Annotated in this window: 26 protein-coding genes and 1 pseudogene; 6 read left to right on the forward strand and 21 right to left on the reverse strand. The window is 66.5% G+C overall.

Going from position 1 to position 25,543, the window contains the following annotated elements:
• Positions 1 to 51: 51 nt before the first annotated feature.
• From CA951_RS01425 to CA951_RS01445, 5 genes are all read right to left on the reverse strand, one after another.
• On the reverse strand, positions 52 to 405 hold the full coding sequence (locus CA951_RS01425; protein WP_087555133.1) for a hypothetical protein: 354 nt from the start codon (positions 403 to 405) through the stop codon (positions 52 to 54).
• A 128-nt stretch (positions 406 to 533) separates the two neighbouring features.
• Positions 534 to 1,136 carry an aldolase/citrate lyase family protein gene (locus tag CA951_RS43960; RefSeq protein ID WP_256973183.1) on the reverse strand — a complete coding sequence of 201 codons (603 nt, stop codon included), beginning with the start codon at positions 1,134 to 1,136 and terminating at the stop codon, positions 534 to 536.
• A gap of 91 nt (positions 1,137 to 1,227) precedes the next feature.
• A complete protein-coding gene (locus CA951_RS01435) occupies positions 1,228 to 1,836 on the reverse strand; it encodes a TetR/AcrR family transcriptional regulator (RefSeq protein WP_087555134.1) in 609 nt (202 codons plus the stop codon).
• Between the two features lie 82 nt (positions 1,837 to 1,918).
• Positions 1,919 to 2,893, reverse strand: coding sequence for a saccharopine dehydrogenase (locus tag CA951_RS01440; protein ID WP_256973184.1), 975 nt, complete (start codon positions 2,891 to 2,893; stop codon positions 1,919 to 1,921).
• A gap of 188 nt (positions 2,894 to 3,081) precedes the next feature.
• On the reverse strand, positions 3,082 to 3,996 hold the full coding sequence (locus tag CA951_RS01445; protein WP_087555135.1) for an acetoacetate decarboxylase family protein: 915 nt from the start codon (positions 3,994 to 3,996) through the stop codon (positions 3,082 to 3,084).
• Between the two features lie 189 nt (positions 3,997 to 4,185).
• Between CA951_RS01445 and CA951_RS01450 the strand changes: the two genes are divergently transcribed.
• Positions 4,186 to 5,463: an NADH:flavin oxidoreductase/NADH oxidase family protein gene (locus CA951_RS01450; RefSeq protein ID WP_087555136.1), complete on the forward strand. Its 1,278-nt coding sequence runs from the start codon at positions 4,186 to 4,188 to the stop codon at positions 5,461 to 5,463.
• Positions 5,464 to 5,654: 191 nt separating this feature from the next.
• Positions 5,655 to 6,377 carry a type 1 glutamine amidotransferase domain-containing protein gene (locus tag CA951_RS01455; RefSeq protein ID WP_087555137.1) on the forward strand — a complete coding sequence of 241 codons (723 nt, stop codon included), beginning with the start codon at positions 5,655 to 5,657 and terminating at the stop codon, positions 6,375 to 6,377.
• Between the two features lie 210 nt (positions 6,378 to 6,587).
• Here CA951_RS01455 and CA951_RS01465 read toward each other — a convergent pair.
• The 7 genes and pseudogenes from CA951_RS01465 to CA951_RS01490 all read right to left on the reverse strand — a co-directional run.
• Positions 6,588 to 7,157: pseudogene (locus tag CA951_RS01465) on the reverse strand (MFS transporter); the annotation flags it as partial.
• Complete coding sequence (locus CA951_RS42610; RefSeq protein ID WP_256973185.1) at positions 7,142 to 7,303, reverse strand: hypothetical protein; 162 nt, start codon at positions 7,301 to 7,303, stop codon at positions 7,142 to 7,144. The pseudogene CA951_RS01465 and the gene CA951_RS42610, both read right to left, overlap by 16 nt.
• A gap of 143 nt (positions 7,304 to 7,446) precedes the next feature.
• Positions 7,447 to 8,427 (reverse strand): Gfo/Idh/MocA family protein, encoded by a 981-nt coding sequence (locus CA951_RS01470; RefSeq protein WP_087555139.1) that lies wholly within the window; start codon positions 8,425 to 8,427, stop codon positions 7,447 to 7,449.
• Positions 8,424 to 9,287, reverse strand: a complete 864-nt coding sequence (locus CA951_RS01475) for a sugar phosphate isomerase/epimerase (protein WP_087555140.1) — start codon at positions 9,285 to 9,287, stop codon at positions 8,424 to 8,426. The genes CA951_RS01470 and CA951_RS01475 overlap by 4 nt, the downstream gene beginning before the upstream one ends.
• On the reverse strand, positions 9,284 to 10,291 hold the full coding sequence (locus CA951_RS01480; RefSeq protein ID WP_087555141.1) for a Gfo/Idh/MocA family oxidoreductase: 1,008 nt from the start codon (positions 10,289 to 10,291) through the stop codon (positions 9,284 to 9,286). Before CA951_RS01480 ends, CA951_RS01475 begins: the two co-directional genes overlap by 4 nt.
• Positions 10,291 to 11,070 carry an SDR family oxidoreductase gene (locus CA951_RS01485; protein ID WP_087555142.1) on the reverse strand — a complete coding sequence of 260 codons (780 nt, stop codon included), beginning with the start codon at positions 11,068 to 11,070 and terminating at the stop codon, positions 10,291 to 10,293. The genes CA951_RS01480 and CA951_RS01485 overlap by 1 nt, the downstream gene beginning before the upstream one ends.
• A 204-nt stretch (positions 11,071 to 11,274) precedes the next feature.
• Entirely contained in the window at positions 11,275 to 12,114 is an 840-nt protein-coding gene (locus CA951_RS01490) for a sugar phosphate isomerase/epimerase (RefSeq protein WP_256973186.1), read from the reverse strand.
• A 407-nt stretch (positions 12,115 to 12,521) separates the two neighbouring features.
• Between CA951_RS01490 and CA951_RS01495 the strand changes: the two genes are divergently transcribed.
• The 3 genes from CA951_RS01495 to CA951_RS01505 all read left to right on the forward strand — a co-directional run bounded on the left by CA951_RS01495 (position 12,522) and on the right by CA951_RS01505 (position 15,877).
• Positions 12,522 to 14,075 carry an AMP-binding protein gene (locus CA951_RS01495; RefSeq protein ID WP_087555144.1) on the forward strand — a complete coding sequence of 518 codons (1,554 nt, stop codon included), beginning with the start codon at positions 12,522 to 12,524 and terminating at the stop codon, positions 14,073 to 14,075.
• Positions 14,076 to 14,619: 544 nt separating this feature from the next.
• A complete protein-coding gene (locus tag CA951_RS01500) occupies positions 14,620 to 15,381 on the forward strand; it encodes a MerR family transcriptional regulator (protein WP_087555145.1) in 762 nt (253 codons plus the stop codon).
• 88 nt (positions 15,382 to 15,469) lie between these two features.
• A complete protein-coding gene (locus CA951_RS01505) occupies positions 15,470 to 15,877 on the forward strand; it encodes a YciI family protein (RefSeq protein ID WP_087555332.1) in 408 nt (135 codons plus the stop codon).
• Between the two features lie 71 nt (positions 15,878 to 15,948).
• On the opposite strand, the gene hadA (CA951_RS01510) is transcribed toward CA951_RS01505, so the two are convergent.
• Both hadA (CA951_RS01510) and CA951_RS01515 read right to left on the reverse strand, forming a co-directional pair.
• A complete protein-coding gene (gene hadA, locus CA951_RS01510) occupies positions 15,949 to 16,425 on the reverse strand; it encodes a (3R)-hydroxyacyl-ACP dehydratase subunit HadA (protein WP_087555146.1) in 477 nt (158 codons plus the stop codon).
• A gap of 137 nt (positions 16,426 to 16,562) precedes the next feature.
• Positions 16,563 to 17,207 carry a PAS and ANTAR domain-containing protein gene (locus tag CA951_RS01515; protein ID WP_087555147.1) on the reverse strand — a complete coding sequence of 215 codons (645 nt, stop codon included), beginning with the start codon at positions 17,205 to 17,207 and terminating at the stop codon, positions 16,563 to 16,565.
• A 756-nt stretch (positions 17,208 to 17,963) separates the two neighbouring features.
• On the opposite strand from CA951_RS01515, the gene hadA (CA951_RS01525) reads away from it, so the two are divergent.
• Entirely contained in the window at positions 17,964 to 18,515 is a 552-nt protein-coding gene (gene hadA / locus CA951_RS01525) for a (3R)-hydroxyacyl-ACP dehydratase subunit HadA (RefSeq protein WP_087555148.1), read from the forward strand.
• A 258-nt stretch (positions 18,516 to 18,773) separates the two neighbouring features.
• Here hadA (CA951_RS01525) and CA951_RS01530 read toward each other — a convergent pair whose 3' ends face one another.
• From CA951_RS01530 to CA951_RS01560, 7 genes are read right to left on the reverse strand one after another with little or no spacing between them, the layout of a single operon-like run.
• Positions 18,774 to 19,214 (reverse strand): DUF1931 family protein, encoded by a 441-nt coding sequence (locus CA951_RS01530; RefSeq protein WP_179220082.1) that lies wholly within the window; start codon positions 19,212 to 19,214, stop codon positions 18,774 to 18,776.
• Between the two features lie 13 nt (positions 19,215 to 19,227).
• Complete coding sequence (locus CA951_RS01535; protein WP_087555150.1) at positions 19,228 to 20,958, reverse strand: FAD-dependent oxidoreductase; 1,731 nt, start codon at positions 20,956 to 20,958, stop codon at positions 19,228 to 19,230.
• Positions 20,936 to 21,202, reverse strand: coding sequence for a UBP-type zinc finger domain-containing protein (locus tag CA951_RS01540; protein ID WP_087555151.1), 267 nt, complete (start codon positions 21,200 to 21,202; stop codon positions 20,936 to 20,938). The genes CA951_RS01535 and CA951_RS01540 overlap by 23 nt, the downstream gene beginning before the upstream one ends.
• Positions 21,199 to 21,651 carry a thioredoxin gene (gene trxA, locus CA951_RS01545; protein WP_087555152.1) on the reverse strand — a complete coding sequence of 151 codons (453 nt, stop codon included), beginning with the start codon at positions 21,649 to 21,651 and terminating at the stop codon, positions 21,199 to 21,201. The genes CA951_RS01540 and trxA overlap by 4 nt, the downstream gene beginning before the upstream one ends.
• Before the next feature lie 16 nt (positions 21,652 to 21,667).
• Complete coding sequence (gene clpB / locus CA951_RS01550) at positions 21,668 to 24,301, reverse strand: ATP-dependent chaperone ClpB (RefSeq protein WP_087555153.1); 2,634 nt, start codon at positions 24,299 to 24,301, stop codon at positions 21,668 to 21,670.
• On the reverse strand, positions 24,283 to 24,612 hold the full coding sequence (locus CA951_RS01555; protein WP_087555154.1) for a chaperone modulator CbpM: 330 nt from the start codon (positions 24,610 to 24,612) through the stop codon (positions 24,283 to 24,285). Before CA951_RS01555 ends, clpB begins: the two co-directional genes overlap by 19 nt.
• Complete coding sequence (locus CA951_RS01560; protein WP_087555155.1) at positions 24,609 to 25,538, reverse strand: DnaJ C-terminal domain-containing protein; 930 nt, start codon at positions 25,536 to 25,538, stop codon at positions 24,609 to 24,611. Before CA951_RS01560 ends, CA951_RS01555 begins: the two co-directional genes overlap by 4 nt.
• Positions 25,539 to 25,543 lie beyond the last annotated feature (5 nt).

Raw genomic sequence — 25,543 nt, forward strand, 5'->3', positions numbered from 1 at the left:
GGTCGTCGGACCCTGCGGCAATAGCTGCGCACAGAGACTAACGCACAGAGACTAATCGGTGTTTCCGGCGTGCCGGTGGTGCCGCTCGCGGAACCGAGCGCGGTGCCGCTCGAGGGTGACGGCCTCGGTATCTCGGGCGATCTGCCGTTGCCCGGGGGCGATAGCGTATCGCAGGGCGGCACTGCGCTGTCGCAACTTCTGTGCGTGGGCGGCCGCCACGTCATCGTCGAACAGAATCGCTGCGGCCGTGTCGCACTCGATCAGCGCCCACTCGTATGCCAGTCGGGCGGGGGCGCCGTCGTCGAAGAGCGCCGGCATCACTACGTCGTCGAACAGGTGAAAGTGCGCACACGTGGGCCGATATTGGAGGCGGCCGAACGCTCGTGCTGCGCCTGCGACTCCCATGACGATGGATGATACACCGTAGGACGAGCCGACGGTATCAATTCCACTGCCTCACAGTCGAATCTGAGGTCGTGTGAGCGGTTCACCGATGAGTCCGTCGCCGGGGCGGGTCCGGTGGCGAGTCTGTGCTATCTGCGGGCGGTTCGTTCGGCACCGAGGGTGATGTCTCCGCGGTTGTCACGGTAGCGGTGGCAGGTGCGCCAGATCTTGACGAGCCGGGGTAGGACGGTGGGGTGCGTGAGGGTGCGGCCGAGGATGGCTGCGGTGCCGGGCAAGTCCTTCGTCGGCGAGGACGGTTCGGGGATCGAGGAGCTGGTGGAGTCCGGTCGACGTCCGATCACGGCAGCCTCGGGAACATCGCCTTCGGCGACGACATGGTGTGAGCAGCGGACACCTCGAGTTTCATATGATGCGCGGGCCTGAGCCAAGGCCGCCTGTGCTCCTTCGCGGAGCGCTTCGTAGTCCGCGGCGAGGGCGACGGTGTGGATTCCGTTTTCGTTGCACGTCAATGTCATTTCCTGGCTTCCCCCGTAAACGGCGACGTCCAGTCCGTGGCGAGTGCATGCGTCCACGATTCGGCGAACGGCATCGGAAGTAGCTCCCCCCAGTGCATCCGAGGCTGAACCGGCCAGGGACAGCGTGAGGTCTGCGGTATCGATCAGGATCCCGTCGAGTCCGGGTGTTGCGCAGATGGCGTCGGCGTCGGCCAAGCCGTTGGTGTCCTCGATCATCAGGTAGACCCCTTGAGGGGGCGCCGAGGTGGAACGCGATCACGCGAAACGGGAAAACCTGTCGTCTCAATTCGGCCGTGGGTGGGCGGCGTCAGGGCTGTGTGTCGGGCGGGGCCGCGAACGAGCCTGATGCCCCGAGGATGGCGTGGACCGCGGCACGGACCCGGTCCGAAACGGAGTCGGCGGAGATGGCGTCGAACTTGCCGTCGAGGTGCAAAAACGCCAAGCCGTGCACCAGCGCCCACACCGCATCTGCCATCGAATCTGGGTCCGCAGTAGGAAATGCCTGCTGCACAATAGATTTGACGTATTCATGGATCGCCGTTGTCGCGGCCACCCGTTCGGGATTTGTTGGGTCGCAGGGTTCGGCGAACATCACCCGGAACAGTCCGGGTCGTGCGAGCGCGAACTGGACATAGGCAACGGCGATCGCCGCAAGGTCATCGGCGGTGGTCGGAGCCGGATGCGCGGCGGCCAACCGGTCGGCCAGGTCGCGGTAGCCGACCGCGGCGACGGCGGACAGCAGGGCATCGCGGTCGGAGAAATGCCGATAGGGCGCGGCAGTGGACACGCCGGCGCGTCGAGCGGCGGCGCGGAGCGAGAGTTCGGCGGCTCCGTCCTCCTCGAGGAGTTCCACGGCCGCGCGCACCAGCGCGTTGTGTAGATCGCCGTGGTGATACGGCTGGGTCGTCGTGGCCATAATCTCAATCTAGCAAGAGTTGACAACGCTTACATATCCGCCTGGGTCGGCGGCGTGCCCAGCGGGATCCGGAGCCGAACAGTCAGACTCGCGCGAGACCGATCTCGGCGCAGGCTGCGGGAAACTCGTCAGCTCCCAATCCGTCGATCGGGCCGACGACACCGGGGGTATGTCCCAGACCCAGAGCCAGGCGATGTGCTGCCATGGCCATGAGTTCGGCCGTGACCACGGACGGCGATGGGCCTTCCACCTCCACCTCGGCCAGGACCTTCCCGGACCACGCACGGGCGATTGCGACCGCGAGACCGCGGGTCTTGGCGCGCTCTGCGGCATCCGGGCCGCCGGGCGGGCCGGCCATCCGTGTGAGAGCGCCGTCGAGCACTCGGCGTCTGAGGGGGCTACGGGACAAGGTGGTCGCCAGGAGTGAGGCGGCCTGCATGGGTCGCGCGAGTTCGGGGAACCATCCGTTGAACACCCGCACCTGGCACAGCCGCGGGTATCGAGCCGGAAGCTGCAGAACCTCGGTGCCGGATGCGAGGATCGCGTTGCGCGCGACGCCGCGCACCGTGAAACGTTCGATCTCCTGCGCGGCGCGCCGGTTCGCCAGTGCCCCGTTTCGGTACACGGTGACCGGCAGGGTCATCCCTTCGGCGACCGTTTTCCGGGTTCCCTGGCTCAGCCCCTTCCACAGAAGTCCGGTAGCGAAGTAGCCGATATCGATCGACCACGTTGCCGCGCCGCCTTGTTCGGCGGCCAACGCCCCGGCGAGCACTCCGGGAACGTAGTCGTAGCCGAACGCGGGAAGCATTACCGATCCGGTCTCGCGAGCACGTACGTCGTGGCGACTGTGGAGTTCGCGCACGAATCCGATCTCGCCGGTGGAGTCGACGTAGTGCGCACCGGAACGGGCGGCGGCCTCGGCGGCTACCCACCCCACGCGTTCGAAGGGCCCGACGCCGGTGACGAGTACGTCGCCCGGCCCGATCAGAGCCTGCATGCCGGTGGGGTCGGAGACGTCGGCGACCCGGTACTCCAGGCCACAGTGCTCGGCCGCCAAAAGGTGCGAGCTTGTGCTCCGATCGGGCGGCGAGCACTGGTCGCAAGCCTCGACGGACGAGCGCGTCGACGGCGAGGCCACCGGCGTATCCGGTTGCGCCGAAGACGATGATCTGGTTGGGCGTGCTGCCTGTCATGGTGGGGGACTCCGTCGAGTGGTGTCGGATGTCGAAGCGGATGCGATGCCGATTACCGGTGGCGGACCGAGAACGGGATCGGCATGTGCAGCGCGGCCTGCGTCTCGGTGCTGACGTCGAACCGGATGGTGCGGATCGGCTGGAGTGCGCGCAGGTCGTCGGCCATGCGTCCGTCGCCGACGGTCAGGTCGAGGCCGCGCGGGAACATCGACGTTCCGGTAGCCAGTACGTTGGTCTGGTTCAGGGTGGCGTGCCAGGCGCCATCGACCTTCGTGTACGAGGTCAGGGCTGATACCTTCTCGCCGCTCCGGGTGTGCTTCTGGGTCGGTGTCGGTGCGGAGAAAGCGAGGTCGACGCCGCCGTCGGCGTTGGCGATGCGGGCGGCGGTCCGGCTGTCGTCGATGTTCACGTCCAGCTCGGTGACCCATTTCGGAAAGCCGTAGCCGTGGTGGCCGCGCACTTGGGCGATGTCGGTGTTCACCGGCAGCGAGAGCACGTACGAGTGGAGGTGATCGTTCGCCAGCGCGGAGGCCACGTCTGCAACCGGGAGTTTGCCGTGACGGGCGGGGCGCACCGCGACCCCCACTGCAGCCTCGGTGTAGAAGTCGATGTCGCAGACGTCGTAGCTGAAGAACATCACCGACACCAGACCCATACCAGGAACGATCTCCAGTGGGGCGAGCTCGCGCGGGATCCGGTTCCGGATCGCCCTGCTGGGAGCGATCATGGTCAGACGCGCCGACGACATCGCGTAATAGAAGTTCGGAGTCGAGGTGGGCCCGATAGGGGACTCGACCCGGGTCTTGGGAAGTGTCCGGAAGAAGTCGACTCCGCTGACCCGCGGATCGCGCGCCACCTCGTCCAGGTCGGTGTCCATCCGGAAGCGCTCGAACAGGCCGCCGGCGGGGACTGTGACGGCGTGCCCACCCAGGTCGACCTCGATGGTGTTCTGCTCGGTTGAAGTCATGTGTGGTCCTTCACCAATCGGTATGTGTGCACTGCTTACATGAGGCTAGAACGGCAATGTAAGCAATGTCAATACCTGGTCACGGGCTCAATTTTCCGGGTTGTTGACGCCGCTTACATTCGAGCATAGTGTAAGCGGTGCTTACTTGCTTCTGGGCCAACCGGAAGTTTCTGGCCGAAAGGGTTCGAGGTGTCCGAGAAAATATCCGCAACCGACTTGTTCCAGCCGATCACGTTGAGGTCCGGGCACATGCTGCCCAACCGAATCGCGAAGGCTGCGATGGAGGAGGGAATGGCTGCCATGGGTCAGCTGCCCACCGATGGACTGATCGAGCTGTACCGCCGCTGGGGTTCCGGTGGTGCGGGGGTGCTGATCACCGGGAACGTGATGGTGCACGCGGAGGCGCTCACTGGACCCGGGGGTGTTGTGCTCGATGAGAATTCGCCGCTGGGGCCGTTTGCCGCCTGGGCGAAGGCGGGTAAGGCCGGCGGTGCCGCCATGTGGATGCAGATCAGCCATCCCGGTCGGCAGATTCAGGCGAACATGCCCGGCGTGATCTGGGGGCCGTCCGACAAGACCGTGGACGTCGGCAAGCACTCGAAGAACTTCGGTCGCCCGACCGCCATGACTGCCCAGCAGATCCACGCCACCGTGGACCGGTTCGCAACCACCGCGCAGCGCGCGGAAGCGGCCGGATTCGACGGGGTCGAAATCCACGCCGCGCACGGCTACCTGCTCTCGCAATTTCTCTCGCCGCTGGTCAACACCCGCACCGACGGGTGGGGTGGCTCGCTGGAGAACCGCGCGCGAATCCTCCTGGACATCGTGCGAGAGGTGCGCGCACGGGTATCGCCGACCTTCGTGGTCGCGGTCAAACTCAATTCCGCTGATTTCCAACGGGGCGGGTTCGACGCCGATGACGCCCGCAGCGTGATCGCCATGCTGGCGCCACTCGGCGTCGACCTGGTCGAGGTGTCCGGCGGCAGCTACGAAAGCCCGGCGATGTCCGGACGCCCGGTGGACGGGCGCACCGCGGCCAGGGAAGCCTACTTCCTGGAATTAGCCTCCGAACTTGCCCAGAACACCCCCGTGCCACTCATGTTGACGGGGGGAATCACCCGCCGTGAAACCGCGGAACAAGTGCTCGCCAACAACGTCGCACTCGTCGGAATCGGCACCGCCCTTGCAGTGACACCCGATCTCCCGGCCCGCTGGCGCGCGGGAACCGACGCCACTACCTCGCTCAAACCGGTCACATGGAAGGACAAGCCGCTGGCGTCCCTCGCCGGGATGGGCATGGTGCGCTATCAACTGCGCCGGTTGGCCCGCGGAAAGCAGCCCGCCGTCAACATCGGCCCGGCCCGCGCACTGGTTGCCGACCAACTGGTCAAACGGCGCGCGCTTCGGCAGTACTCGAAATGGCTTGCTGCCCGGCCGCACAGCGAGATCGGTGCGTCTCGCGTGTGAACCCGCCTATACGGCGGAGGGGAACGAGCACTCGCAACTACCCGGGCAAAGACCAGGTGGAGTCGCCACGTAAGCGGTTGACGCGCACGCACGCCCCACATAATGAATGCAGTGTGCACATTTGAGCGTGCGCCTGGAACTGAAAAACCCATCACTGTGGGCCCGTAGGCGTCCTTTTGGAGGAACACATCATGACGAAGGTCTTGTTCGCAGTAACCGCAGCCGACCGTTGGACTCTCAACGACGGCACCGTTCATCCCTCGGGCTATTGGGCTGAGGAACTCGCGGTGCCGCACCGCATCTTCTCGGAAGCTGGGTGGGAGATCACCGTGGCCACCCCCGGCGGCACAACGCCGACCCTCGATCAGCTCAGCCTCGGTATCTCCGGAGGGATGCCGGGAAAGCGCCGCGAGGTGAAGAGCTACCTCGACAGCATCGCCGATGTGCTCTCCCACCCGGCATCGCTGGATTCGGTGGACCCAGACGAATTCGACCTGGTGTTCTATCCAGGCGGTCACGGTCCGATGGAAGATCTCGCCTACGACAAGACTTCAGGGGATCTGCTGACCCACCGTCTGGCATCGGGCAAACCGCTGGCGCTGCTGTGCCACGCGCCGGCGGCGGTCCTGGCCGCGACCAACCCGGATGGCACCTCAGCCTTCGCCGGTTACCGGATGACCGGACTGTCCAACCGCGAAGAACTGCTGAACCGGTTCGCCAAGAAAGCGCCGTGGTTGTTGGAGGACAGGTTGAAAGAAGCCGGCATCGAGTACTCCAAGGGACTGATCCCGCTGCGCCCGCACGTCGTCGTCGACCGCAACCTGTACACCGGGCAGAACCCTCAGTCCTCGGAGAAACTGGCGACCCAGCTCGTCGAGGTCGTCGGCTCCGCGAAAGGCTCCACGGCCGGATAGGCTTGGCCGTGCTCGCATGTCGGTGTTGTGGTCGGCGATCACGCGTTGCTCGGCGCAATCAGGCAGGCCGTGCTGAGAACGGCAACGGCAGAGTGTGGTCCCGAGGCGTTCAGCTTCCTCTTTTCCTGCGATCAGAGCTCGAGAACCCTCGGGAAGGTCGGTTACCGCGACGAGCACTGTCATGACCAGATCCTTCTGGACGAAGCGTTGTCATGAGTACTTCGCGCGGAAATGGTCTTCGAGTTCTTCGAGGGAACGTCCGCGGGTTTCGGGAACCTGGGTGGTGAAGATCAGTGCGAGAAGGCCGAGTCCGGCGAAGATGAAGAAGGTCATCGCGATGCCGATCGCGGCGACGACCGGCGGGAAGAGCAGCGCCACGAGGGCGTTGGCGATCCAGAGGACGAAGATGCAGACACCGATGGCAAAGCTGCGGATCTTCAGTGGGAAGATCTCCGCGAGCATGAGCCAGGCCAGTGGTCCGATCGTGCCCTGCATGGAGAACACGAACAGGACGACGAATACTAGGATGCAGTAGGCCTTGACGGTGCCATCCGGCAGCAGGACCGCCGAGAGACCGATCAGCAGGTGAAAGACGGTGATGAGTGCGAAACCGACGAACAGCATGGTGCGACGGTTGACCTCGTTCATCACCTTCAGCGCGATGGTGATACCGAGAACGCTGACCAGACCGTTGAGGGTGTTGGCGATGATGGCGGCGCTGGAGGAGAAACCGGCGTCCGCGAGTAGCTGGGTCCCGTAGTACATCACCGAGTTGATGCCATTCCGCTACCGGTCGATTCGGGTTTCCCGCCGGAGCTCGAACAACCCGCGAGCAGCACGGCCGCGGCGACGCCCAGTGTCAGGGTCATTGTTCGGCGGGTGGTCGTCGGCGGCAGTGAGGCGTTCGGGCCGGTGTGTGTGTCCATGTCGTGGACCTTTCGGGAAGCGGCAACCATGCAGGCATGGCGACGCAGCGGGGGAGGGGGTAACACGATGAGGCAAGGGTGTGGAGGCCCCGCCGGGCCGGACGTCCGAAGACGGTTTTCACGGCCCGGCGGGGTGAATGGGACTACCGCAGAGGTAGATCCGCTGCGCGGTACGCGGAGTCGATGAGCTCCATGGTGGCGACCGCGTCGTCGGCGTCGATCGGGAACGTGGTCCCGTCGGCAAGGTGTCGAGCGAAGGTGTCGAGCTGATAGGTGTACGTCGAACGGGTGCCGAGGTGCTCGACCGCGGTCCCGGCGTCGGTGGTGACGGTGATCCGGTCGTCGCCGGACTGGAGCATGTAGTCGTGCGCGAGGGCTTCACCGCGGTCCCCGACGAGGCGCAACGTCATCTCGAACCGATCCCAGGTCATCGAGTTCGTGTTCGATCCCGTTGCGCCGCTGGGGAACACGAGCTCGATGTCGCAGGCCTCGTCGACTCCCCGGGTGCGTTCGACGGCGCGGGCCGCGACCACGGTGGGTTCGCCGCCGGCGAAACGGCCCAACTGGCGGTGCACGTGCAGGCCGTAGCAGCCGAGGTCCATCACCGACCCGCCGGCGAGTTCGAGGTTCCACCGCAGGTCGTCGGGTTTGGGTTCGGGCATCCGCATGACCACTTCGACCCGCTGCAGGGTGCCGAGGGTGCCGTCCTCGAGCAGCTCGAACATCCGCCCGACGATCGGGTGGAAGAGGTAGTGGAACCCTTCCATGATCGGCACACCCCGTTCGCGGGCCGCGCGGCGGACCTGATCTGCTTCGGCGGCGTTGCGGGCGAACGGCTTCTCGGTCAGCACCGCCTTGCCGGCCTCGATCGCCTTCAGATTCCATTCGGCGTGGAAGGCGTTGGCGAGGGGGTTGTAGATCACGTCGACTTCGGGGTCGGCGATCAGCTCGGCGTACGAGTCGACGACCCGCTCGACGCCGTGCGTCTGCGCGAACGTCTCGGCGCGGCCACGGTCGCGGGCGGCGACCGCGACCAGCCGGTGCCCGAGGATTTGGGCCGGCTTCACGATCGCTTGCTCCGCGATCCGGGAGGCGCCGAGGATGCCGATCCGCAGTTCGGTCACAGCTCGAGGCTCCGCAGGAATGCGGCGCTGGTCTTGACGTCCGCGACCGGTCCCTCACCGTCGGGTTCGCCGGCGAGGATGGTGTCCTGCTCGAGGGTGAACCAGCCGTCGAAGCCGGAGCCGACGAGGTGCCGGACCACGCCTGCGACGTCGACGTCACCGGTGCCGAGCGGGGTGTACATGCCTTGGGCGACGGCCTGGGTGTAGCTCAGCTCGCCGGCCTGCACGCGGGCGGCGAATTCGGCGTCGACGTCCTTGAGGTGCGTGTGGGTGATCCGGTCGGCGGCGGCGCGGGCCAGCTCGAGCGGGTCGGTGCCGCCGATCAGCAGGTGCCCGGTGTCCAGGCACAGCGGAATCGAGGAGCCGTCGAGGACCCGCTGGACCTCGATGTTCTGCTCGATCATGGTGCCCACGTGCGGGTGCAGGACCGCGCGGATGCCCTGCTCGGCGGCGACGTCGTGCAGCCGGTCCAGGTTCGACAGCAAGGTTTTCCAGCCGGCGTCGTCGAGGTCGGGCCGCGAATCGTAGCCGTCGGTGCCGGTGATCGCGGCCAGCACCAGCACCTCGGCGCCGGCGGCGGTGAACGCGGCCAGGGTGCCGGTGATGTCGGGGACCGGGTCGTGGCCGGCGTCGTGCAGCAGGACCGGGGTGAAACCGCCGACGGCCTTCAGGTCGTAGGAGGCGAGGGTGGCAGCCAGTTCCTGCGGGTCGGCGGGCAGGAATCCGTCGGGGCCGATCTCGGCGGCTTCGAGGCCGGCGTCGCGCATCTCCGAGAGCACCCGTTCGGGGCCGAGCTGGTGACCCCAACCGGGAACTTCACAGACACCCCACGAAATAGGTGCTCCTGCAATACGAATCATCGTCGAACCTCACTCATCTGGACGGGTCGGTGGTGGGAGAGGGACAGCGTGGCCGCCTCGGCGATCCACGCCACCTCGAGGGCGTCGGCCGCGGTGCACGGTGAGGGTGCGGTGCCGGCGATCACGTCGAGGAACGCGCCGAGTTCGGCGCGGTAGGCGGAGGTGAAGCGGTCCATGAAGAACTGATGCGGTGGGCCGTCGGGGAAGGTGAGGCCGGGTTCGAGGTTGCGCACCGGGGCGTTCGCGTCCCAGCCGGCGACGACGCTGTCCTCGGAGCCGTGGACCTCGAGGCGGCAGTCGTAGCCGCGGGCGTTGTAGCGGGTGTTGGAGACGACGCCCAGCGTGCCGTTCTCGAAGGTCAGGGTGGTGGTGGCGGTGTCGACGTCGCCGTGGTCGGCGAAGATCGAGTCGCCCTGGTTGGTGCCGGCGGCATACACCTCGGTCACCTCGTGTCCGACGACCCAGCGGACGATGTCGAAGTCGTGGACGCTGCAGTCGCGGAAGATCCCGCCGGACGCGGCCACGTATTCCGCCGGCGGCGGCGCCGGGTCGAGGGTGGTCGAGCGCACCGTGTGCAGCCAGCCGAGTTCCCCGCCGACGACGGCGTTGCGGGCCGCGACGAACGCGGGATCGAACCGGCGGTTGTACCCGATCTGCACCGGCACCGTCGAGGTCTTCAGCCGCTCGACGACCTGATAGCTCTCGTCGGCGGTGAACGCGACCGGCTTCTCGCAGAACACCGGAATCCCGGCATCGACGGCGGCCAGGATCAGCGGCGCATGCGCCGGGGTGGCGGCCGCGATCACCACCCCGTCCACGCCCGAGGTGAAGACCGCGGCGGCGTCCTCGACCGCGCGCGCCCCGAACTTGGCGGCCACGGACGCGGTGACGTCCGGACGCTCGTCGGTGACGACGAGGCCGTCCACCCCCGGCAACTGAGCCAGGGTGTCGGTGTGGAATGCGCCGATCCGGCCGAGGCCGATCACGCCGAGTGTCGATCCCATCAGTCCTGCCCTCCGATAATGGTCTGGTCCCAGTCGATGACGGAGCCGGTGACGACGCCGCTGCGATCCGAGAGCAGGAACACCACCATGTCGGCGATCTCGTCGACTTGCCCGAGTTTGCCCATCGGCACCTGCGCCGCGGCCTCGGCGGCCCAGTTGTCGGCGGCGCCGTGGAAGCGTTGCTGGATCGCGGTCTCGCCCTCGGTCTCGGTCCAGCCGATGTTGAGGCCGTTGATCCGGATCCGGTCGAAGCGGTGCGCGTAGGCGGCGTTGCGGGTCAGCCCTGCGAGCCCGGCCTTCGCCGACACGTACGGCGCCAGGTAGGACTGCCCGCCGTGCTGCGCGATGGAGATGATGTTGACGATCGTTCCCGGCGCCCTCCGCGCCACCATGTCCGCGACGGCGGCTTGCATGGTGAAGAACGGCGCCCGCAGGTTGACGGCCATGTGCTGGTCGAACAACTCCGGCGTGGTGTCGAGCAGGGTGCCGCGGGAGGTCAGGCCGGCCGCGTTGCACAGTGCGTCGATGCGGCCGAACTCCTCGATGGTCCGGGTCACCGAGTTCGTCGCCTCGGCCGGATCGGCGAGGTCCGCTTGCACGAACCGGACCTGCGCGCCCTCGGATTCGAGTTCGGCGGCGAGGGTCTTACCGGCCTCGGCCCGGCGGCCGGTGAACACGACCTTCGCGCCTTCGCGGGCCGCGGCTCGCACGACGCCTGCGCCGACACCTTGCGTCCCTCCGCTGATCAGAACGACTTTCCCCTCCAACAGGGTGGCCACTGGATTCCTTTCGATCTGTCCCTACCGACATCAGTGCCGGTGGGTCGGTCATGCACACGTCCGGTCCGCGTATCGACAGCGTCGGCGGTTGCTGTCTGTGTGCCCTTGTAAGTCTTGTTGTGACACAGGCCTCAATCAAGACGGTATTTCCATCATTTTCGCCTCATCGCCGCGGGCGGGATGGCGACGGGAGATCCGATGAGATCAGGTGTTGTCCCGATTCGCGGCCAACCCGTCGGCGCGCGCGAAGCATTGCAGAACACCGTCCCGTGCCCGGGTGAGGGCGTCGACGACGGGCAGCTGCCGGAACTCCTGCGACATGTGCTCGACTCCCCACGGTCCGTCGAAGCCGATCCGGCGGACCGCGTGGATGAATTTCGGGACGTCGAATTCGCCTTCACCGCAGGGAACTCGGTTGTCGAAGGTGTCCTCGAGGTCGGTTCCCCGGACAGTGGACCAGCCGTCGTCGAGTTCGACTCCGAACACGAACCGCGATGGAACGAGCTGCGGCAGAGAGTCGTAGTCGGTGCCGCCGCGGAAGGCGTGCCAGATGTCGAGGATGAGTCCGCCGTTGGGGTTGTCGACGTCCTGGACGAACTGCGCCGCCTGCTCGGTCGTCTTGACGTGGTGCGAGAAAGGGGTGTTCTCGAACGCGACCTTGACGCCCGCAGCCGCACCGTCGGACGCGAGGGCGTCGAACTGCTCACAGAGTAGGTCGCGGGAGACCGGGACACCGTCGTCGTCCGCGCCGACCTTGATGTTGTCGACACCGAAGACGGGGGCGGCGTCGAACAGATCCCGGCGGACCTCGTCGGAGGCTGCGCGGGCGCCGCCGGTGGTCCACCAGTTGGTGATCCACTCGAGCTGCACGTGGGTGATGCCGTTGTCGGCGAGCATAGTCGCGACCTCGCCGAGCCCCACTGTTTCTCTCGCGGCGACCAGGTCGGGGCGGGTCAATCCGAACCCGGTGTAGCCGGTTCGGGCGACGGCCTCGATGCGCTCGCGGATCGGGACCGGGCTCAGGTCCGAGCCTCGCGCCGGCATCATATCGCCGGCGGAAGTCCAACAGGCGGCCAATAGTTCCGGACGTGGTGAGTCGATCATGCCCCGTACCCTTCGGTGGTCGTCTCGATCGTAGAACGCGGATGGCGAGGAAGTCGCAGAGCGACGGTCATGAATTCCTCACCGGGGTGACGGCGCCCGCGTTGTTCATCGACACAGTCGCATCTCGACGCAGAACTCGGCACAGGCCAAGATGTAATGACCTCGTGGGAGGAGGACACATGCCGAAGATGCGAAGTCCGCGGCGTCGTCGGCGTGCCCGACCCCCGCGGTGGCGCCCGTACCCGGCCCGAGCCGGGCCACAAACCCCGGCAGGGATGCAGTAAGTCTCCGACACCACAGGTCGACACTGGTCATCGAATGCGTAAGAGGAACCCGTAGGAGGAGTTGTGTTTGTTCCGTTCAGTGTCAACGATTTTCTCGACCGCGCGGCGACCGTGTACGGGGATCGGATCGGTGTGGTCGACGAACCTGACCAACCCGCCCCGTCTCAGGGGGCGCTGACCTACGCCGAGATCGCCGACCTGGCCCGCCGCCAGGCCGCCAAGCTCGACGAACTCGGCATCGGCGCCGGTGAGCGGGTCGCGATCGTCAGCCACAACTCGAGCCGGCTGATGACCTCGTTCTTCGGGGTCAGCGGATCGGGGAGGGTGTTGGTCCCGGTCAACTTCCGGCTGCGCCCCGACGAGGTCCGCTACATCGTCGAGAACTCCGGTGCCCGCGTCCTCTACGTCGACCCCGAACTCGAGGATTCGTTCGAGGACGTCGACTGTGAGCACAAGTTCGTCCTCGGCTCGGACACGGACCTCTACGCCGCCCCCGGAGCGGTCCCGCATCCGTGGGAGCCCGACGAATCCGCCACCGCCACCATCAACTACACCTCCGGGACCACCGCCCGCCCGAAAGGTGTGCAGATCACCCACCGCAACATCTGGGTCAACGCGGTCACCTTCGGGCTGCACGCCGGGATCGGTGACCAGGACGTGTACCTGCACACGCTGCCGATGTTCCATTGCAACGGCTGGGGTCAACCGTTCGCGCTGACCGGCGTCGGCGCCCGGCACATCATCCTGCGCAAGGTCGACGGCGCCGAGATCCTGCGCCGGGTCCGCGACCACGGGGTCACGGTGCTCTGTGCGGCGCCGGCGGTCGCGTCCGCGGTCCTCGAGGCCGCGCAGACCTGGGAAGGGGAAATCCCCGGCCGGGACCGGGTGCGGATCATCATGGCCGGTGCGCCGCCGCCGACGAAGACCGTCGTCCGGGTCGAGGAAGAGCTTGGCTGGGAATTCATCCAGATCTACGGCCTCACCGAAACCTCCCCGCTGCTGACCGTCAACCGCACCCGCGCCGAATGGGACGACCTCGACCCCGAAGCCCGCGCGGCGAAACTGATCCGGGCCGGCGCCCCGGCACTCGGTGTCCGGCTGCAGATCGAGGAGCCCGAGGAAGGCGCGGGGGAGGTGCTGGCCCGCTCCAACGTGGTGATGGACGGCTACTGGAACAAGCCCGAGGAAACCGAGACCGCGCTGGACGGTGGCTGGTTCCACACCGGCGACGGCGGCGCGATCGGCGACGACGGGTATCTGACCATCGCCGACCGGAAGAAGGACGTGATCATCACCGGCGGTGAGAACGTGTCCTCGATCGAGGTCGAGGACTGCCTGTTCTCCCACCCGGCGGTGTCCGAGGTGGCCGTGATCGCCGTGCCGAGCGAGAAGTGGGGAGAGACGATCAAGGCGCTGGTGGTACTACACCCGGATGTAGAACCTGGCGACAGTACCGAGGCCGAGCTGATCGGCTGGTGCAAACAGCATCTCGCCGGGTACAAGGCACCGACCTCGGTCGAGTTCCGGGATGAGTTGGCCCGCACCGCGACCGGGAAACTGCAGAAATTCAAGCTGCGGAGCCCGTACTGGGACGGGCACGGACGTCAGGTCAACTGACATCGAGTTTTCAGTGTGGGACGTACGACCCGTTCCACGCGCACGGCATCGTTGAGGAAAGGTCGGTGCAGCCGTGGACCTTGTCGATCGGCGAGGACCGACTCGATCTCCGCCCCGCAACTGCCCCGTGAAACGTGGCAGTACAACTGAATCGTTTGTGCCACAGTCGTGAAAGTTCGACGGGTAGGGCTGGATCATCGAAATATCGACTCGGGCCGCGGTGTGCGGGTTGCGCTGCGGTGTCATTCATGGACCGCTGTGCCTCAGACGTTCCGACGAATCGGGGCAGTGGCCAAGAATCAGTAGATCTGGTCATCAGCGCGGCCCTCGGGGCAGTCACGGGTTTCGTCTGTGCGCGCCACGGATACCGATTGATCCGAGCAGCGTCTGACCCCGCGGACGTTCACAGGGCGCGTCCGAGGTTACGGAGCCACGGTCGGGTACACCGTCGACGGTATGATGGTCAGGGATTGGCCGAGGGAGCCTCGGTACTCGTCTCTCCGTGCTTGACCTTGGAGTCGACTCGAAGGTTTACCGTCGTGTCATGAGCGCCTATCGGATCTCGCAGCTGGCGGAGATCTCGCGGATCCCGGCCACGACTCTGCGGTTTTACGAGACCGCCGGGCTGCTGTCTGCCGAGCGGACCGCGTCGGGGTACCGGGTGTACGGCGACGAGGCGGTGGAACGGTTGTCGTTCATCTCCTCGGCCAAACATCTCGGGTTGCCGTTGGAGGAGATCCGGGATCTGCTCGAGGTCTGGGAGCAGGGTGTCTGTGCGCAGGTTCGGCAGCGGATGCTTCCGATGGTCACCGACCGGATTGCCGACGCCGACAACAGGATCGCGGAACTTTCGGCATTCGCGGCGCGGCTGGCGGGTGTCCGGGATGAGCTGACCGGATCGGCCCCGGCCGGGGCCTGCGGCCCGGACTGTGGCTGTTTCACCGCCACCACGGCGACACCGGTGCCGGTGCCTCTCGAACGCAGCCGGCCGACCCGGCCGCCGGAGCAGGCTTGGCGCGACGCGCCGGTGGTCTGCACCCTGGGCAGTGGCGAGTACGACGAACGCGCCCGGCAGTGGCGGCAGGTTTTGTCCGCGGCGACAGGTCGTGAGGAGATCGACGGCGGCCTGCGGGTGTGGTTCCCGTCCGACCCCGATTTGGTCGCCGAGGTGGCGCGCCTGGCCGCCGCGGAGCAGAGCTGTTGCGCCTTCTTCGACTTCACGATGCAGCTGGCCCCCGATCGGCTCACCGTGACTGTCCGCGCTCCCGCGGCCGCGGGAGACCTGCTCAGCGAGTTGTTCGGGTGACGGCATGACCCCGCGAGAACCGGTGATCGGCTCCGTCCCTGTGGTGAATGCGGCCAGAATGGGTCGCACCCGTACCGAGGAGGACATGATGGCCAAGTACCTGCTGCTCAAGCACTACCGCGGCGCACCGGCGGCGGTCAACGACGTGCCGATGACGGAGTGGACGCCGGAGGAGATCTCGGCCCACGTGCAGTACATGCAGGATTTCGCGACCAAGCTGGAGGGGACCGGGGAGTTCGTCGACGGTCAGGCGCTTGCTCCGGAGGGGACGTTCGTCCGTTATGACGGCGAGGGGCGGCCGCCGGTCACGGACGGTCCGTTCGCGGAGACCAAGGACCTGATCGCCGGCTGGATGGTGATCGACGTCGAGACCTACGAGCGGGCGCTCGAACTGGCCGGCGAGCTGTCCGCGGCGCCGGGTGCGGGTGGGAAGCCGATCCACGAATGGCTCGAGCTGCGCCCGTTCCTGACCAAGCCGCCCACGATCACTTACTGATGAACCCCGGAACAGGCCCCGCGCCGGACTCGCCCTGAATTGGGCCCGGGCCGGATCCAGGGGTGTTGGGTTCAGCGGGCGTAGGCGACTAGCGTCGTCCACATGGTCTGCACCGGGGCGTCGTTCTGGTCGAGCATGATCGTTTTCGTCACCAGGATGTCGTTGCCCGCGGCCTGCCGGTAGGAGTCGAGGTAGACATCGCAGATCAGCCGGTCGCCGACGGTGATGGGGCGGTGGAAGATTAGGCGCTGGTCGGTGTGCAGGATCTCGCGGGGGTCGTAGCCGGTGACGATCTCGTCGAACAGGTGCTGTTGGGCGATCATGGCGATGACGGAGCCGAAGGTCAGCGGGGCGATCAGGCCGTCGTAGCCGTGCCCCTTCGCGGCGTCTTCGCTCCAGTGCGCCGGATGCCGGTCCTGCAGCGATCTGGCGAACTCGCGGACCTTTTCGCGGCCGACCTCGTAGAAGTCGGTGACCCGGTAGTGGTGACCGACCAGGCTCGCTGTGCGCTCGGCTCTGCTGCTGGTCTGCTCGACGATGCGGGTCACGTCGGGTGAAGTTACCCGGTACCGAGGTGCATGGCACCGCACCGTCGTGTCGGGCCTGGGTGGGTGGCGTGTCGCTATGATGCCAGGCCGACAACGAATTACACCGCACTGAGGGACCAAACCCCCAGCGCGGCCGCCTACTGCGGGGACAGGGCGCCCTCGTGGGCGGTGAGCAACAGATGATCGAACTGGGTGCGCAGACTCGCGCCGGAGTCGCACTGCCCGAATCCGGCGACGAGCAGTTCCGCGAGGATGCGGAGCCGGGTGTTGGTCTCCTGGGAGCGCCAGATAAGGATGTCGAACGCCCGTTCGGCGGAGATGCCGTAGACCAGCATCAGTGCGCCCTTGGCCTGCTCGATCACCGCCCGCGACTCCGCGATTTCGGCGACAGCCTCGTCGACGGAGTCCTGCACATCGCTGGTGTGCGCATCGGTGATGTCGATGTAGAACCCGGTGGTGCCGATCACGGCGCCGGTGTCGTCGTGCAGACGGTCCCCGACGACCACCACGTGGTGGACTGTTCCGGCGGTGTCGATGATGCGGTGTTTGCTGCTGAACGGTTCGGCGTCGCTGATCATCCGGTCCAGGACCCGCGCGACACGCGGGTGGTCCTCGGGATGCTTGTGGGAGAGCAGCAAAGCGGTGGTCGGGGTGATCTCACCGGGTTGGTAGCCGTGGATCCGGGCGACCGCGTCCGACCATTCCCACCGCTGCCCGTCCAGGAAGAACCGGAAACTGCCCACCCGTTGCGCCTCGTCGCCAAACACCTGCTCTGGATCCACGCCCTATTTTCTAGCGCATAGATAGCCGGGGAGTTGCACCGGCCGTTCGGTCGTGACCGGGGCCACGTGACCGTGCACGTTGGAGCCGGCCCTGCGGGTCTCCCTCGCGGCCTTGTGCGATGGCGCCCGTTCGGGGGTGCGGCGACGCTCGCGGGCGGGCGCTCAGCGTATGGACAACGGGGGAGGGTTTGTACACGAACAGCTTCCTCAGTAATGTTCTGGCAACGCACCGGATCGTCCGGCGCACGCACACCTGCAGGGAGGGCGGGCACAGATGAAGTTCCGAGAGCACCTTGCCAGTGGTGTCGGTGTCCTACGGTTGGCTGTCGACGCGTGTATCGCTGTGACGTCGATGGTGATCGCAGTTCCGGTCGCCTTCATTGTCGGCAGGACCGGCCAGCATCGGGCGGAGGGTGCGTGGACGAGTCCGTCCACTGTGCCGCCGGGGTCGACGACGCACGATCTCGGGACGTCCGTCACATACCGGGAACGGACCGGAGGCGGCTGCTTGCGTTCGGCAGAGGCTCAGGGGGAGTTGGAAAGAGATGAGCGACGCCGACCTGACCACCCTCGATAGCCTGGTCCAGATCATCGCCGCGCAGGTCCGCGAGGATTGCTCACGGTGACCATGATCCGGGAGATGCGTCGAAGTCGTTTCCGCGGCGACTGTGTCGACGGGGCGTGCGGGCCTTTCCACCGCGAACGCTACGACCACCGCCCAGGCCGGTGGGCGATCCGCCGCTACCGCTACAAGAGATGCGAGACACCGTGACAGGGGCAACCGAAGTCGCGGCCCTGATGGCGGGTCTGGTCGGCCGCCGTCATCGGGTCACCGACTACGAGGTCGGGCGGGAGAACATCCGCGAGTATGCCCGGGCCGTACTGGATCCGCATCCGGCCCATCACCGCGACGGCGCCGCCCACGAGCTCGGATACGACGGACTGATCGCACCGATCACGTTCGTCAGCATCCTCGGAGCGTTCGCGATCGAGGAACTGTTCGTGCGGGTCCTGGTCGGCTACGACCTGAGCCAGATGATGCACACCGACCAGCAGCTGATTCTGCATCGGCCGGTGCAGGTCGGGGACCGATTGGACTGTGACGTTTGCCTGGAGTCGTTCCGGCAGATGGGCGGTACCGACATCATCGTCATCAAGAACCTGATGACCGACCAGCACGAGGATCCGGTGGCCACCACCCGCACCACACTGGTCGCCCCCACCGGCGGGGTGGCCGACCCGGAACTGGCTCGGGCGGTCGCAGCGGTGATGATGCACCAGGCGCCCCTGCCGGCCCCCGCTCGATAGGACCACAGCATGCGCTTGACGTGCAGGGGAAGACCACACCACCGGCGCAGTGTCCATCCCGCCGGATCGCCCGGTCGATCATTGTGCGAACTCCCCCTGCGGGGACGCGGCGATCACGGAGACAACTTGCTGCCGATTCGAATCCGATCGTCCGTCTACGACAGCATCAATCTGCGCAAATGACGGACCGCGTCACTCATGCTTGATGAGTTTTCGCGTCCCGGGGATCTACTGGCTTGCAGGGGACGCGGGTGGTGGTCAGAGCAGTAGGTGGAAGATGTCGAAGGCGACGTTCCATTCTGCGGTCCCGGGGTTCTTACGGTCCGGCTCGACCGTGACGAAGGTATGCGCCAGCGCCACGCTCAGGCCTCCGGCGATCAGCGGCAGTCGCTGCTCGGTCTGCTCGGAGAGGGCCATGTCCAACGGTGGCCGGGCCGTCAGTTGATCGAGCAGAGGTTGTAGTTCGATCTCCTCGTCCAGTTTCTCGAACCGGTGAATGCTCTCCTGCAGTCCTTTGGTGATCGGCAGGTCCCACGGTTCGATCACGTCCCGCAGGTTTGCCTTTGCCGAGGCCTTGCCGATGAGGATCAAGTCGTAGATCTTGTCGTCGATGAAATCGGTATAGCGCTTGAGATCGTTCCGGTCGACCTGCAGGCCGGCCGCTGCCCGGAAGAACCGCTGGAATTTCACGGTGCCCATCACTGGCATGTCGTCAGCTCCTATCGAAGTATTCATGGATTTGGCGGACCGCCATCGCTCCTTCACCGACAGCGGATGCGACCCGTTTCACCGAGCCGCTGCGGACGTCGCCCGCCGCGAACAGACCCGGCCGGCTGGTTTCGAGCGTCCTCGACACCTGGGCGCCGATCCGCCGCCGGTTGCCGTCCCCTCGGGCGTGGACCGCGTCCACGCCCGTGAGGACGAAGCCGTGGTCGTCGAGCGCGATCGCGTCGGCCAGCCACCCCGTGTGCGGCATCGCCCCGATGAAGACGAACAGGGCGTGCACCCGGATCGTGTCCTGCTCCCCCGTGTGATTGTCCTCGACCACAATCTCTTCGAGGTACTTCTCACCGTGAACTTCGCGGATCTCGGTATGCCGGTGCACGGTCACCCGGGGATGACGCTCGATCTGGTCGACGAGGTACCGGGACATGCTCTTTCCGAGGTCACCGCCGCGGATGAGCAGGTGAACGTGGGAAACGTGGTCCGCGAGAAAAACGGTGGCCTGTCCGGCGGAGTTTCCGCCACCGACGATTGCCACCGGGTCGGTGCCGCACATCCGCGCTTCCTGATGGGTCGCGGCGTAGTACACGCTCGTCCCCTCCAGTGCCTCGATCCCCGGAACCGTCAACTTGCGATACCGCGCCCCGGTGGCGAGCACGACGGCCCGGCCGTGGACCGCGCCGCCATCCGCCAGTCGGAGCACATGGTTCCCGTCCTCGGATCCCAGACCGGTCACCTCCGCCGACACCAGGATGCGGGCGCCGAACTTCCCGGCCTGGAGCACGGCCCGCTCGGCCAATTCGGAGCCGGAGATCCCGGCCGGAAAGCCCAGGTAGTTCTCGATCCGGGAGGAGGTACTCGCCTGGCCGCCGGAGGCGATCGACTCCAGCGTCACCGTGTTCAACCCGTCCGAGGCGCCGTACACGGACGCGGCCAGACCGGCCGGTCCCGCACCTACCACGACGAGATCGCATACGTCCTGGGCTGCGTCGGGGACCGAGTCCGGGACCGGAAGCCCGACGATGCGGGCGAGTTCGGCATTCGTCGGATTGCGCAGCACCTTCTCGCCGTGCCAGATCACGACGGGAGTGTCCTCGGGGGCGACGTCCAGGCTGCGCAGCAGCTGCTCCGCCCGTTCATCCTGCTCCAGATCGATCCATCTGTGGGGCAGTCGGTTTCGCATCGCGAACTCGCGAAGCCGCAACGTGTCCGGGGAATAGCAGGAGCCGATGATCCGGAACCCCGAACCGAGCCCGATCAGCAGGTGCCGGCGCACCAGGTAGGCGCGCAGGATCAGATCGCTGAGCACGGGATCGTGGGCAACGAGTTCGCGCACCCGCTCGGCTGGGACGACGAGCACCTCGCCGTCTTCGATCGCCTCGGCGGTGAAGAACGCGACCTGGCCTTCCAGCAGTCCGAGCTCGCCCAGGAAGCGGCCGGGACCGTGCAGGCGCAGTATCCGGCGTTCGCCGTCCCCGGTGCCCTCGTCGACGACCGCGACCTTGCCGGAAAGGATGACGAAGAAGTCGTGGCTGGGCGCGCCCTCACGGATCAGAACCTCGCCGGCGTGAACCGATCGACGCGTGCCACCGGTCTCGAGCGTTGCGACCTGGTCGTCCGTCAGCCGAGGGAATGCTCCGACCGCATCCGGAGTCTCGTCGTCGACCGACGGAACGTCGCCGACGGGTGTGGCGTCCTCAGACGAAGTTCTGGTCGACATAACACCAGCGCCAATCTTCACCGGGCTCCATCGACTGGACGATCGGATGGCCGATGGTGTGAGCGTGCGCGCTCGCGTGCTTGCCCGGCGAGGAGTCGCAGCAACCGACGTGTCCGCACGTCAGGCAGAGCCTCAGATGCACCCACGGGGTGCCGAGGCGAAGACATTCCTCGCAACCCTGCGGGGTCCGGGGCACCACGGCCCGGATCGCGGTCACGTGCGGATCCGCATGGACAAAGGTCATGACTTCGCCTCCTTGCCTGCATTTTCCGAGAGTGCCTGATCGAGCCACGTGCGCAGCTGGGGTACCGGAGCTGCGCCCGCCTGCCGAGCGAGGACCTCACCCCGGTCCATCACCAGCAGAGTCGGCACGGCGCGGACGGTGAACCGTTCGGCCGTCTGGGGAGCAACATCTACGTCGACCTTGACCAGCTTGATCTGACCTGCGCGTTCTGTGGCGAGCTGCTCGAGCGCCGGGCTGACCATGCGGCACGGGCCGCACCACGTCGCCCAGAGGTCGACGAGCACAGGCACCGAGGACTTCTCGGCGACCTCTGCGAAGTCGTCGTCCCCTGCCGAGGCGATCCACGGCAGCGGCTCGTGGCAGTTCCCGCAGCGCGGTCGTCCTTCCCCGGCCGCCGGCACCTTGTTGACCTTGCCGCAGTTCGGGCACTTCACCTTGTCGGATCCCATGACCAGACACCTCTTCTCAGGCCGCCGCGACGGCGGGTTCGGCGTACGCGACGGCGAGCTCGCCGCCGTCCACCGTGACAGCGATGGTGCCACCTGGTTCGATCTCGCCGCGCAACAGCGCGCGACCGATCTTCGTTTCGACCTCGTGGGCGATGTACCGCCGCAGCGGCCGCGCACCGTAGACCGGGTCGAAACCGTGTTCGGCGATGAGCCGGCGTGCTTCCGGCGTGATATCCAGGTGTATCTGGCGCTCCGACAACCTGTTCCGAAGATCGGTGAGCTGCAGCTCGACGATGTGCTCGATCTGGGGCAGCGTGAGCGGAGTGAACAACACGATGTCGTCGACCCGGTTGAGGAACTCGGGACGGAAGTGCCCGCGCAGCTCCGCCAGCACCCGCTCCCGGGCGTCCGGCTTGATCTCGCCGTCGGCTGTGACTCCGTCGAGGAGATGCTGGGATCCGATGTTGGAGGTCATGATGATCACCGTGTTCCGGAAATCGACCTGCCTGCCTTGAGAATCGGTGATCCGGCCGTCATCGAGCACCTGCAACAGGGTATTGAAGACGTCGGCGTGGGCCTTCTCGATCTCGTCGAAGAGCACCACGGAGTACGGCTTGCGGCGCACCGCCTCGGTGAGCTGGCCGCCCTCGTCGTACCCGACGTACCCGGGGGGCGCACCGATGAGCCTGCTCACCGTGTGCCGCTCCTGGTATTCGCTCATGTCCAGGCGCACCATGTTGTCTTCGCTGTCGAAGAGGGCACTGGCCAGCGTCTTTGCGAGCTCGGTCTTTCCCACGCCCGTCGGGCCCAGGAAGATGAACGAACCGATCGGCCGGCGCGGATCACGGATACCGGACCTCGCCCGGATCACCGCGTCTGCGACCAGTTGCACGGCCTCGTCCTGACCGACGACCCTCTCGTGCAGAATCTCGTCGAGCTTCAACAGCTTCTCCCGCTCGCCTTCCTGCAGCCGGGCGACCGGGATACCCGTCCATGCGGCCACGATCTCTGCGATCTCGTCCTCGGTGACCACTTCACGCAGCAACGGATTCTGTCCCTGCCTGGTGGACAGTTGCTCCTCCGCCGCCGCGAGCCTGCGTTCCAACTCGGTGATCTCGCCGTATCGCAACTCGGCGGCCCGATTGAGGTCGTAGTTACGCTCCGCCTCCTCGGCCTCGTGGCGCAATCGTTCCAGCTCTCCCCGCAGCTCCTGCACCCGCCGGATCGCCTGCCGCTCCGCCTCCCACTGAGCGTGCCGGGCGTCGGCCTCGGCCCGTAGATCGGCCAGCTCCTTACGCAGCTCGTCGAGGCGCGTCTTGCTGGCCGCGTCCGTTTCCTTGGACAGCGCGGCCTCTTCGATCTCCAGCCGGGTCACCTTCCGGGTGAGCTCGTCGAGTTCGGCGGGCATCGAATCGATTTCGGTGCGTAGCCGGGCACACGCCTCGTCCACCAGATCGATCGCCTTGTCCGGAAGGAAGCGGTCGGTGATGTACCGGTGCGAGAGGGTCACGGCGGCCACCAGTGCGCCGTCCTGAATCTTCACGCCGTGAAACACCTCGAGGCGTTCTCGAAGTCCGCGCAGAATCGAGATCGCATCCTCGGCGCTGGGCTCGTCGACGAGAACGGTCTGGAAGCGACGCTCCAGTGCGGCATCGGATTCGATGTGCTTGCGATACTCGTCGAGGGTGGTGGCACCGATCATGTGCAGTTCGCCGCGGGCGAGCATCGGCTTGAGCATGTTGCCGGCGTCGAGAGATCCCTCGCCGCCGACTGATCCCGCACCGACCACTGTGTGTAACTCGTCGACGAACAACAGGATGTGCCCCTCGGCCGCCTTTACCTCGGACAGCACCGCCTGCAGTCGCTCCTCGAACTCGCCGCGGTACTTCGCGCCGGCCACCAGAGAACCCATGTCGAGCGAGAAGATCGTCTTGTCGCGCAGGCCCTCGGGCACGTCGCCGCGGACGATCCGCTGGGCGAGACCCTCGACGATCGCGGTCTTGCCGACGCCGGGGTCGCCGATCAGCACCGGATTGTTCTTCGTCTTCCGGCTCAGGATCTGCGTCACCCTGCGGATCTCGGAATCTCGGCCGATGACCGGATCGAGTTTTCCTGCCCGGCCCTCGGAGACGAGATCGCGTCCGTACTTCTCGAGCGCCTCGTACGCGCCCTCCGGGGTCGCCGAGGTGACGCGCTGATTGCCGCGCACCTTTGTCAGCGCTGTGAGGAAGGCGTCTCGTGTGACCCCATGACTGGCGAGGACGCGTCCCGCCGCACTGGCCGACCCCTCCTCGGAGAGGGCCATCACGAGATGTTCCACCGACACGTAGGAATCCTTGAGTCGCTTCGCCTCCCGTTCCGCGGCGTCGAGCAGCTTGGCCAGGCGCTGGGTGATCATCACCTGACCGGGCGTCGCGCCGGGGCCGCTGACCTTCGGCCTACGCGAGAGTTCCCGTTCCAGATCGGACCGCAGGGCATCGACGTTCGCGCCGGCCTGCTCGAGCAGTCGGGGTACCAGCCCGTCCTGCTGATCGACCAACGCGAGCAGCAGATGCTCTCCGTCGACCTCGGTGTGACCCATTCTGGTCGCGACGTTCTGGGCTTCCTGCAGGGCTTCTCGAGACTTTTCAGTCAGGCTGCCGGTGTCCATGGGGGTGTCCTCCTTCTGCGGGAAGCTGCTTCGAGTTTCTCGATTCGATCCAGCAGATCGAGCACGAGCCCGATTGCCGAGTAGTTCAGGCCCAGACCGGTCCGCAGCCGTTGGATACGGGCGGCGTGGGCCACTTCGGATGGTTCGAACGACATCTCGCCGCCGGCGTCGCGGCGTGCGTCGAGCAGGCCGAGAGCCACAAGCTTTCGTGCCAGATCCGGGTGCAGACCGGTACGTTGTGCGAAGGCATCGGGCGACAACCCGGTACGGCGAACCAATACGTACTGGGTGACCGGGGTCGGGGTGCTCATTTCTCTTTCCTCGGATCGAAGTTCGATTCGGCGGCCAACTGCTCGAACAGCTCGCGTTCGCGTGCTGTCGGTTTCGACGGCACCATCACCTTGATCTCGGCGTAGAGGTTGCCGTTGGCGCCCCGCGGATTGGGCATTCCCTCCCCGCGCAGTCGCAGCTTCCTTCCCGTCGACGAGCCTGGTACCACTTTGACTTTCGCCTCGCCACCCGGGGTGGGAACGACGACGCTCGCCCCCAGTGCCGCCTCCCACGGCGATACGGGCAGATCGACGTAGATGTCCCGGCCTCGTACCCGGAACCGGGAATGCGGCTTGATCCGCACCACGAGGTACAGATCCCCGTGCGGCGCGTCGCCGTTGCTCCGGCCACCTTGCCCGGCCAGCCGGATTCTCTGGCCGTCCAGGACACCGGCCGGAATGTCGACGTCGTACTGGCGTCCGTCCAATCGGAGAGTGCGTTTGCCACCCCGATACGCCTCTTCCAGGGTCAACTCCAGTTCCGCTTCCTGATCGGCGCCGGGAATCGGCCCGTACCCGCCACCGCCGCCGAACATCTGCCCGAAGAGGTCCTCGAAGTCGACGGCGCCCTCGCCACCGAATCCTTGACCGAAGTGCACCCTTCTGCCCCCGCCACCGCCGCCGTACCCACCGCCGCCGCCGTACCCACCGGCGCTTGCCCGGACCCGTTCGTCGTAGTCCTCGGGCACACGCCGGAAGTCGTCACCGAATCGGTCGTAGCGTTTCCGGGTGTCCGGGTCGGACAACACCTGGTAGGCCTCGTTGGCCTCCTTGAACTTGTCCTCCGCAGTGGGGTCCTTGTTCACGTCGGGGTGGTACTTGCGGGCCAGCTTGCGGTAGGCCTGCTGGATTTCGTCGGTGCCGGCGCCCCGCGGGACCCCGAGCACTTCGTAGTAGTCACGCGCCATCGGTG

The sequence above is a fragment of the Rhodococcus sp. NCIMB 12038 genome, assembly GCF_002165735.1.
Lineage (GTDB): Bacteria > Actinomycetota > Actinomycetes > Mycobacteriales > Mycobacteriaceae > Rhodococcus_F.

Excerpts from the sequence above, each read along its gene's own strand:
- CA951_RS01425 (WP_087555133.1), bottom strand. The coding sequence starts at position 405 with ATGGGAGTCGCAGGCGCAGCACGAGCGTTCGGCCGCCTCCAATATCGG.
- CA951_RS43960 (WP_256973183.1), bottom strand. The coding sequence starts at position 1,136 with ATGATCGAGGACACCAACGGCTTGGCCGACGCCGACGCCATCTGCGCA.
- CA951_RS01435 (WP_087555134.1), bottom strand. The coding sequence starts at position 1,836 with ATGGCCACGACGACCCAGCCGTATCACCACGGCGATCTACACAACGCG.
- CA951_RS01445 (WP_087555135.1), bottom strand. The coding sequence starts at position 3,996 with ATGACTTCAACCGAGCAGAACACCATCGAGGTCGACCTGGGTGGGCAC.
- CA951_RS01455 (WP_087555137.1), top strand. The coding sequence starts at position 5,655 with ATGACGAAGGTCTTGTTCGCAGTAACCGCAGCCGACCGTTGGACTCTC.
- CA951_RS42610 (WP_256973185.1), bottom strand. The coding sequence starts at position 7,303 with ATGGACACACACACCGGCCCGAACGCCTCACTGCCGCCGACGACCACC.
- CA951_RS01475 (WP_087555140.1), bottom strand. The coding sequence starts at position 9,287 with ATGATTCGTATTGCAGGAGCACCTATTTCGTGGGGTGTCTGTGAAGTT.
- CA951_RS01480 (WP_087555141.1), bottom strand. The coding sequence starts at position 10,291 with ATGGGATCGACACTCGGCGTGATCGGCCTCGGCCGGATCGGCGCATTC.
- CA951_RS01490 (WP_256973186.1), bottom strand. The coding sequence starts at position 12,114 with ATGCCGGCGCGAGGCTCGGACCTGAGCCCGGTCCCGATCCGCGAGCGC.
- CA951_RS01500 (WP_087555145.1), top strand. The coding sequence starts at position 14,620 with ATGAGCGCCTATCGGATCTCGCAGCTGGCGGAGATCTCGCGGATCCCG.
- CA951_RS01505 (WP_087555332.1), top strand. The coding sequence starts at position 15,470 with ATGGCCAAGTACCTGCTGCTCAAGCACTACCGCGGCGCACCGGCGGCG.
- hadA (WP_087555148.1), top strand. The coding sequence starts at position 17,964 with ATGCGAGACACCGTGACAGGGGCAACCGAAGTCGCGGCCCTGATGGCG.
- CA951_RS01530 (WP_179220082.1), bottom strand. The coding sequence starts at position 19,214 with ATGGGCACCGTGAAATTCCAGCGGTTCTTCCGGGCAGCGGCCGGCCTG.
- CA951_RS01535 (WP_087555150.1), bottom strand. The coding sequence starts at position 20,958 with ATGTCGACCAGAACTTCGTCTGAGGACGCCACACCCGTCGGCGACGTT.
- CA951_RS01540 (WP_087555151.1), bottom strand. The coding sequence starts at position 21,202 with ATGACCTTTGTCCATGCGGATCCGCACGTGACCGCGATCCGGGCCGTG.
- trxA (WP_087555152.1), bottom strand. The coding sequence starts at position 21,651 with ATGGGATCCGACAAGGTGAAGTGCCCGAACTGCGGCAAGGTCAACAAG.
- clpB (WP_087555153.1), bottom strand. The coding sequence starts at position 24,301 with ATGGACACCGGCAGCCTGACTGAAAAGTCTCGAGAAGCCCTGCAGGAA.
- CA951_RS01555 (WP_087555154.1), bottom strand. The coding sequence starts at position 24,612 with ATGAGCACCCCGACCCCGGTCACCCAGTACGTATTGGTTCGCCGTACC.
- CA951_RS01560 (WP_087555155.1), bottom strand. The coding sequence starts at position 25,538 with ATGGCGCGTGACTACTACGAAGTGCTCGGGGTCCCGCGGGGCGCCGGC.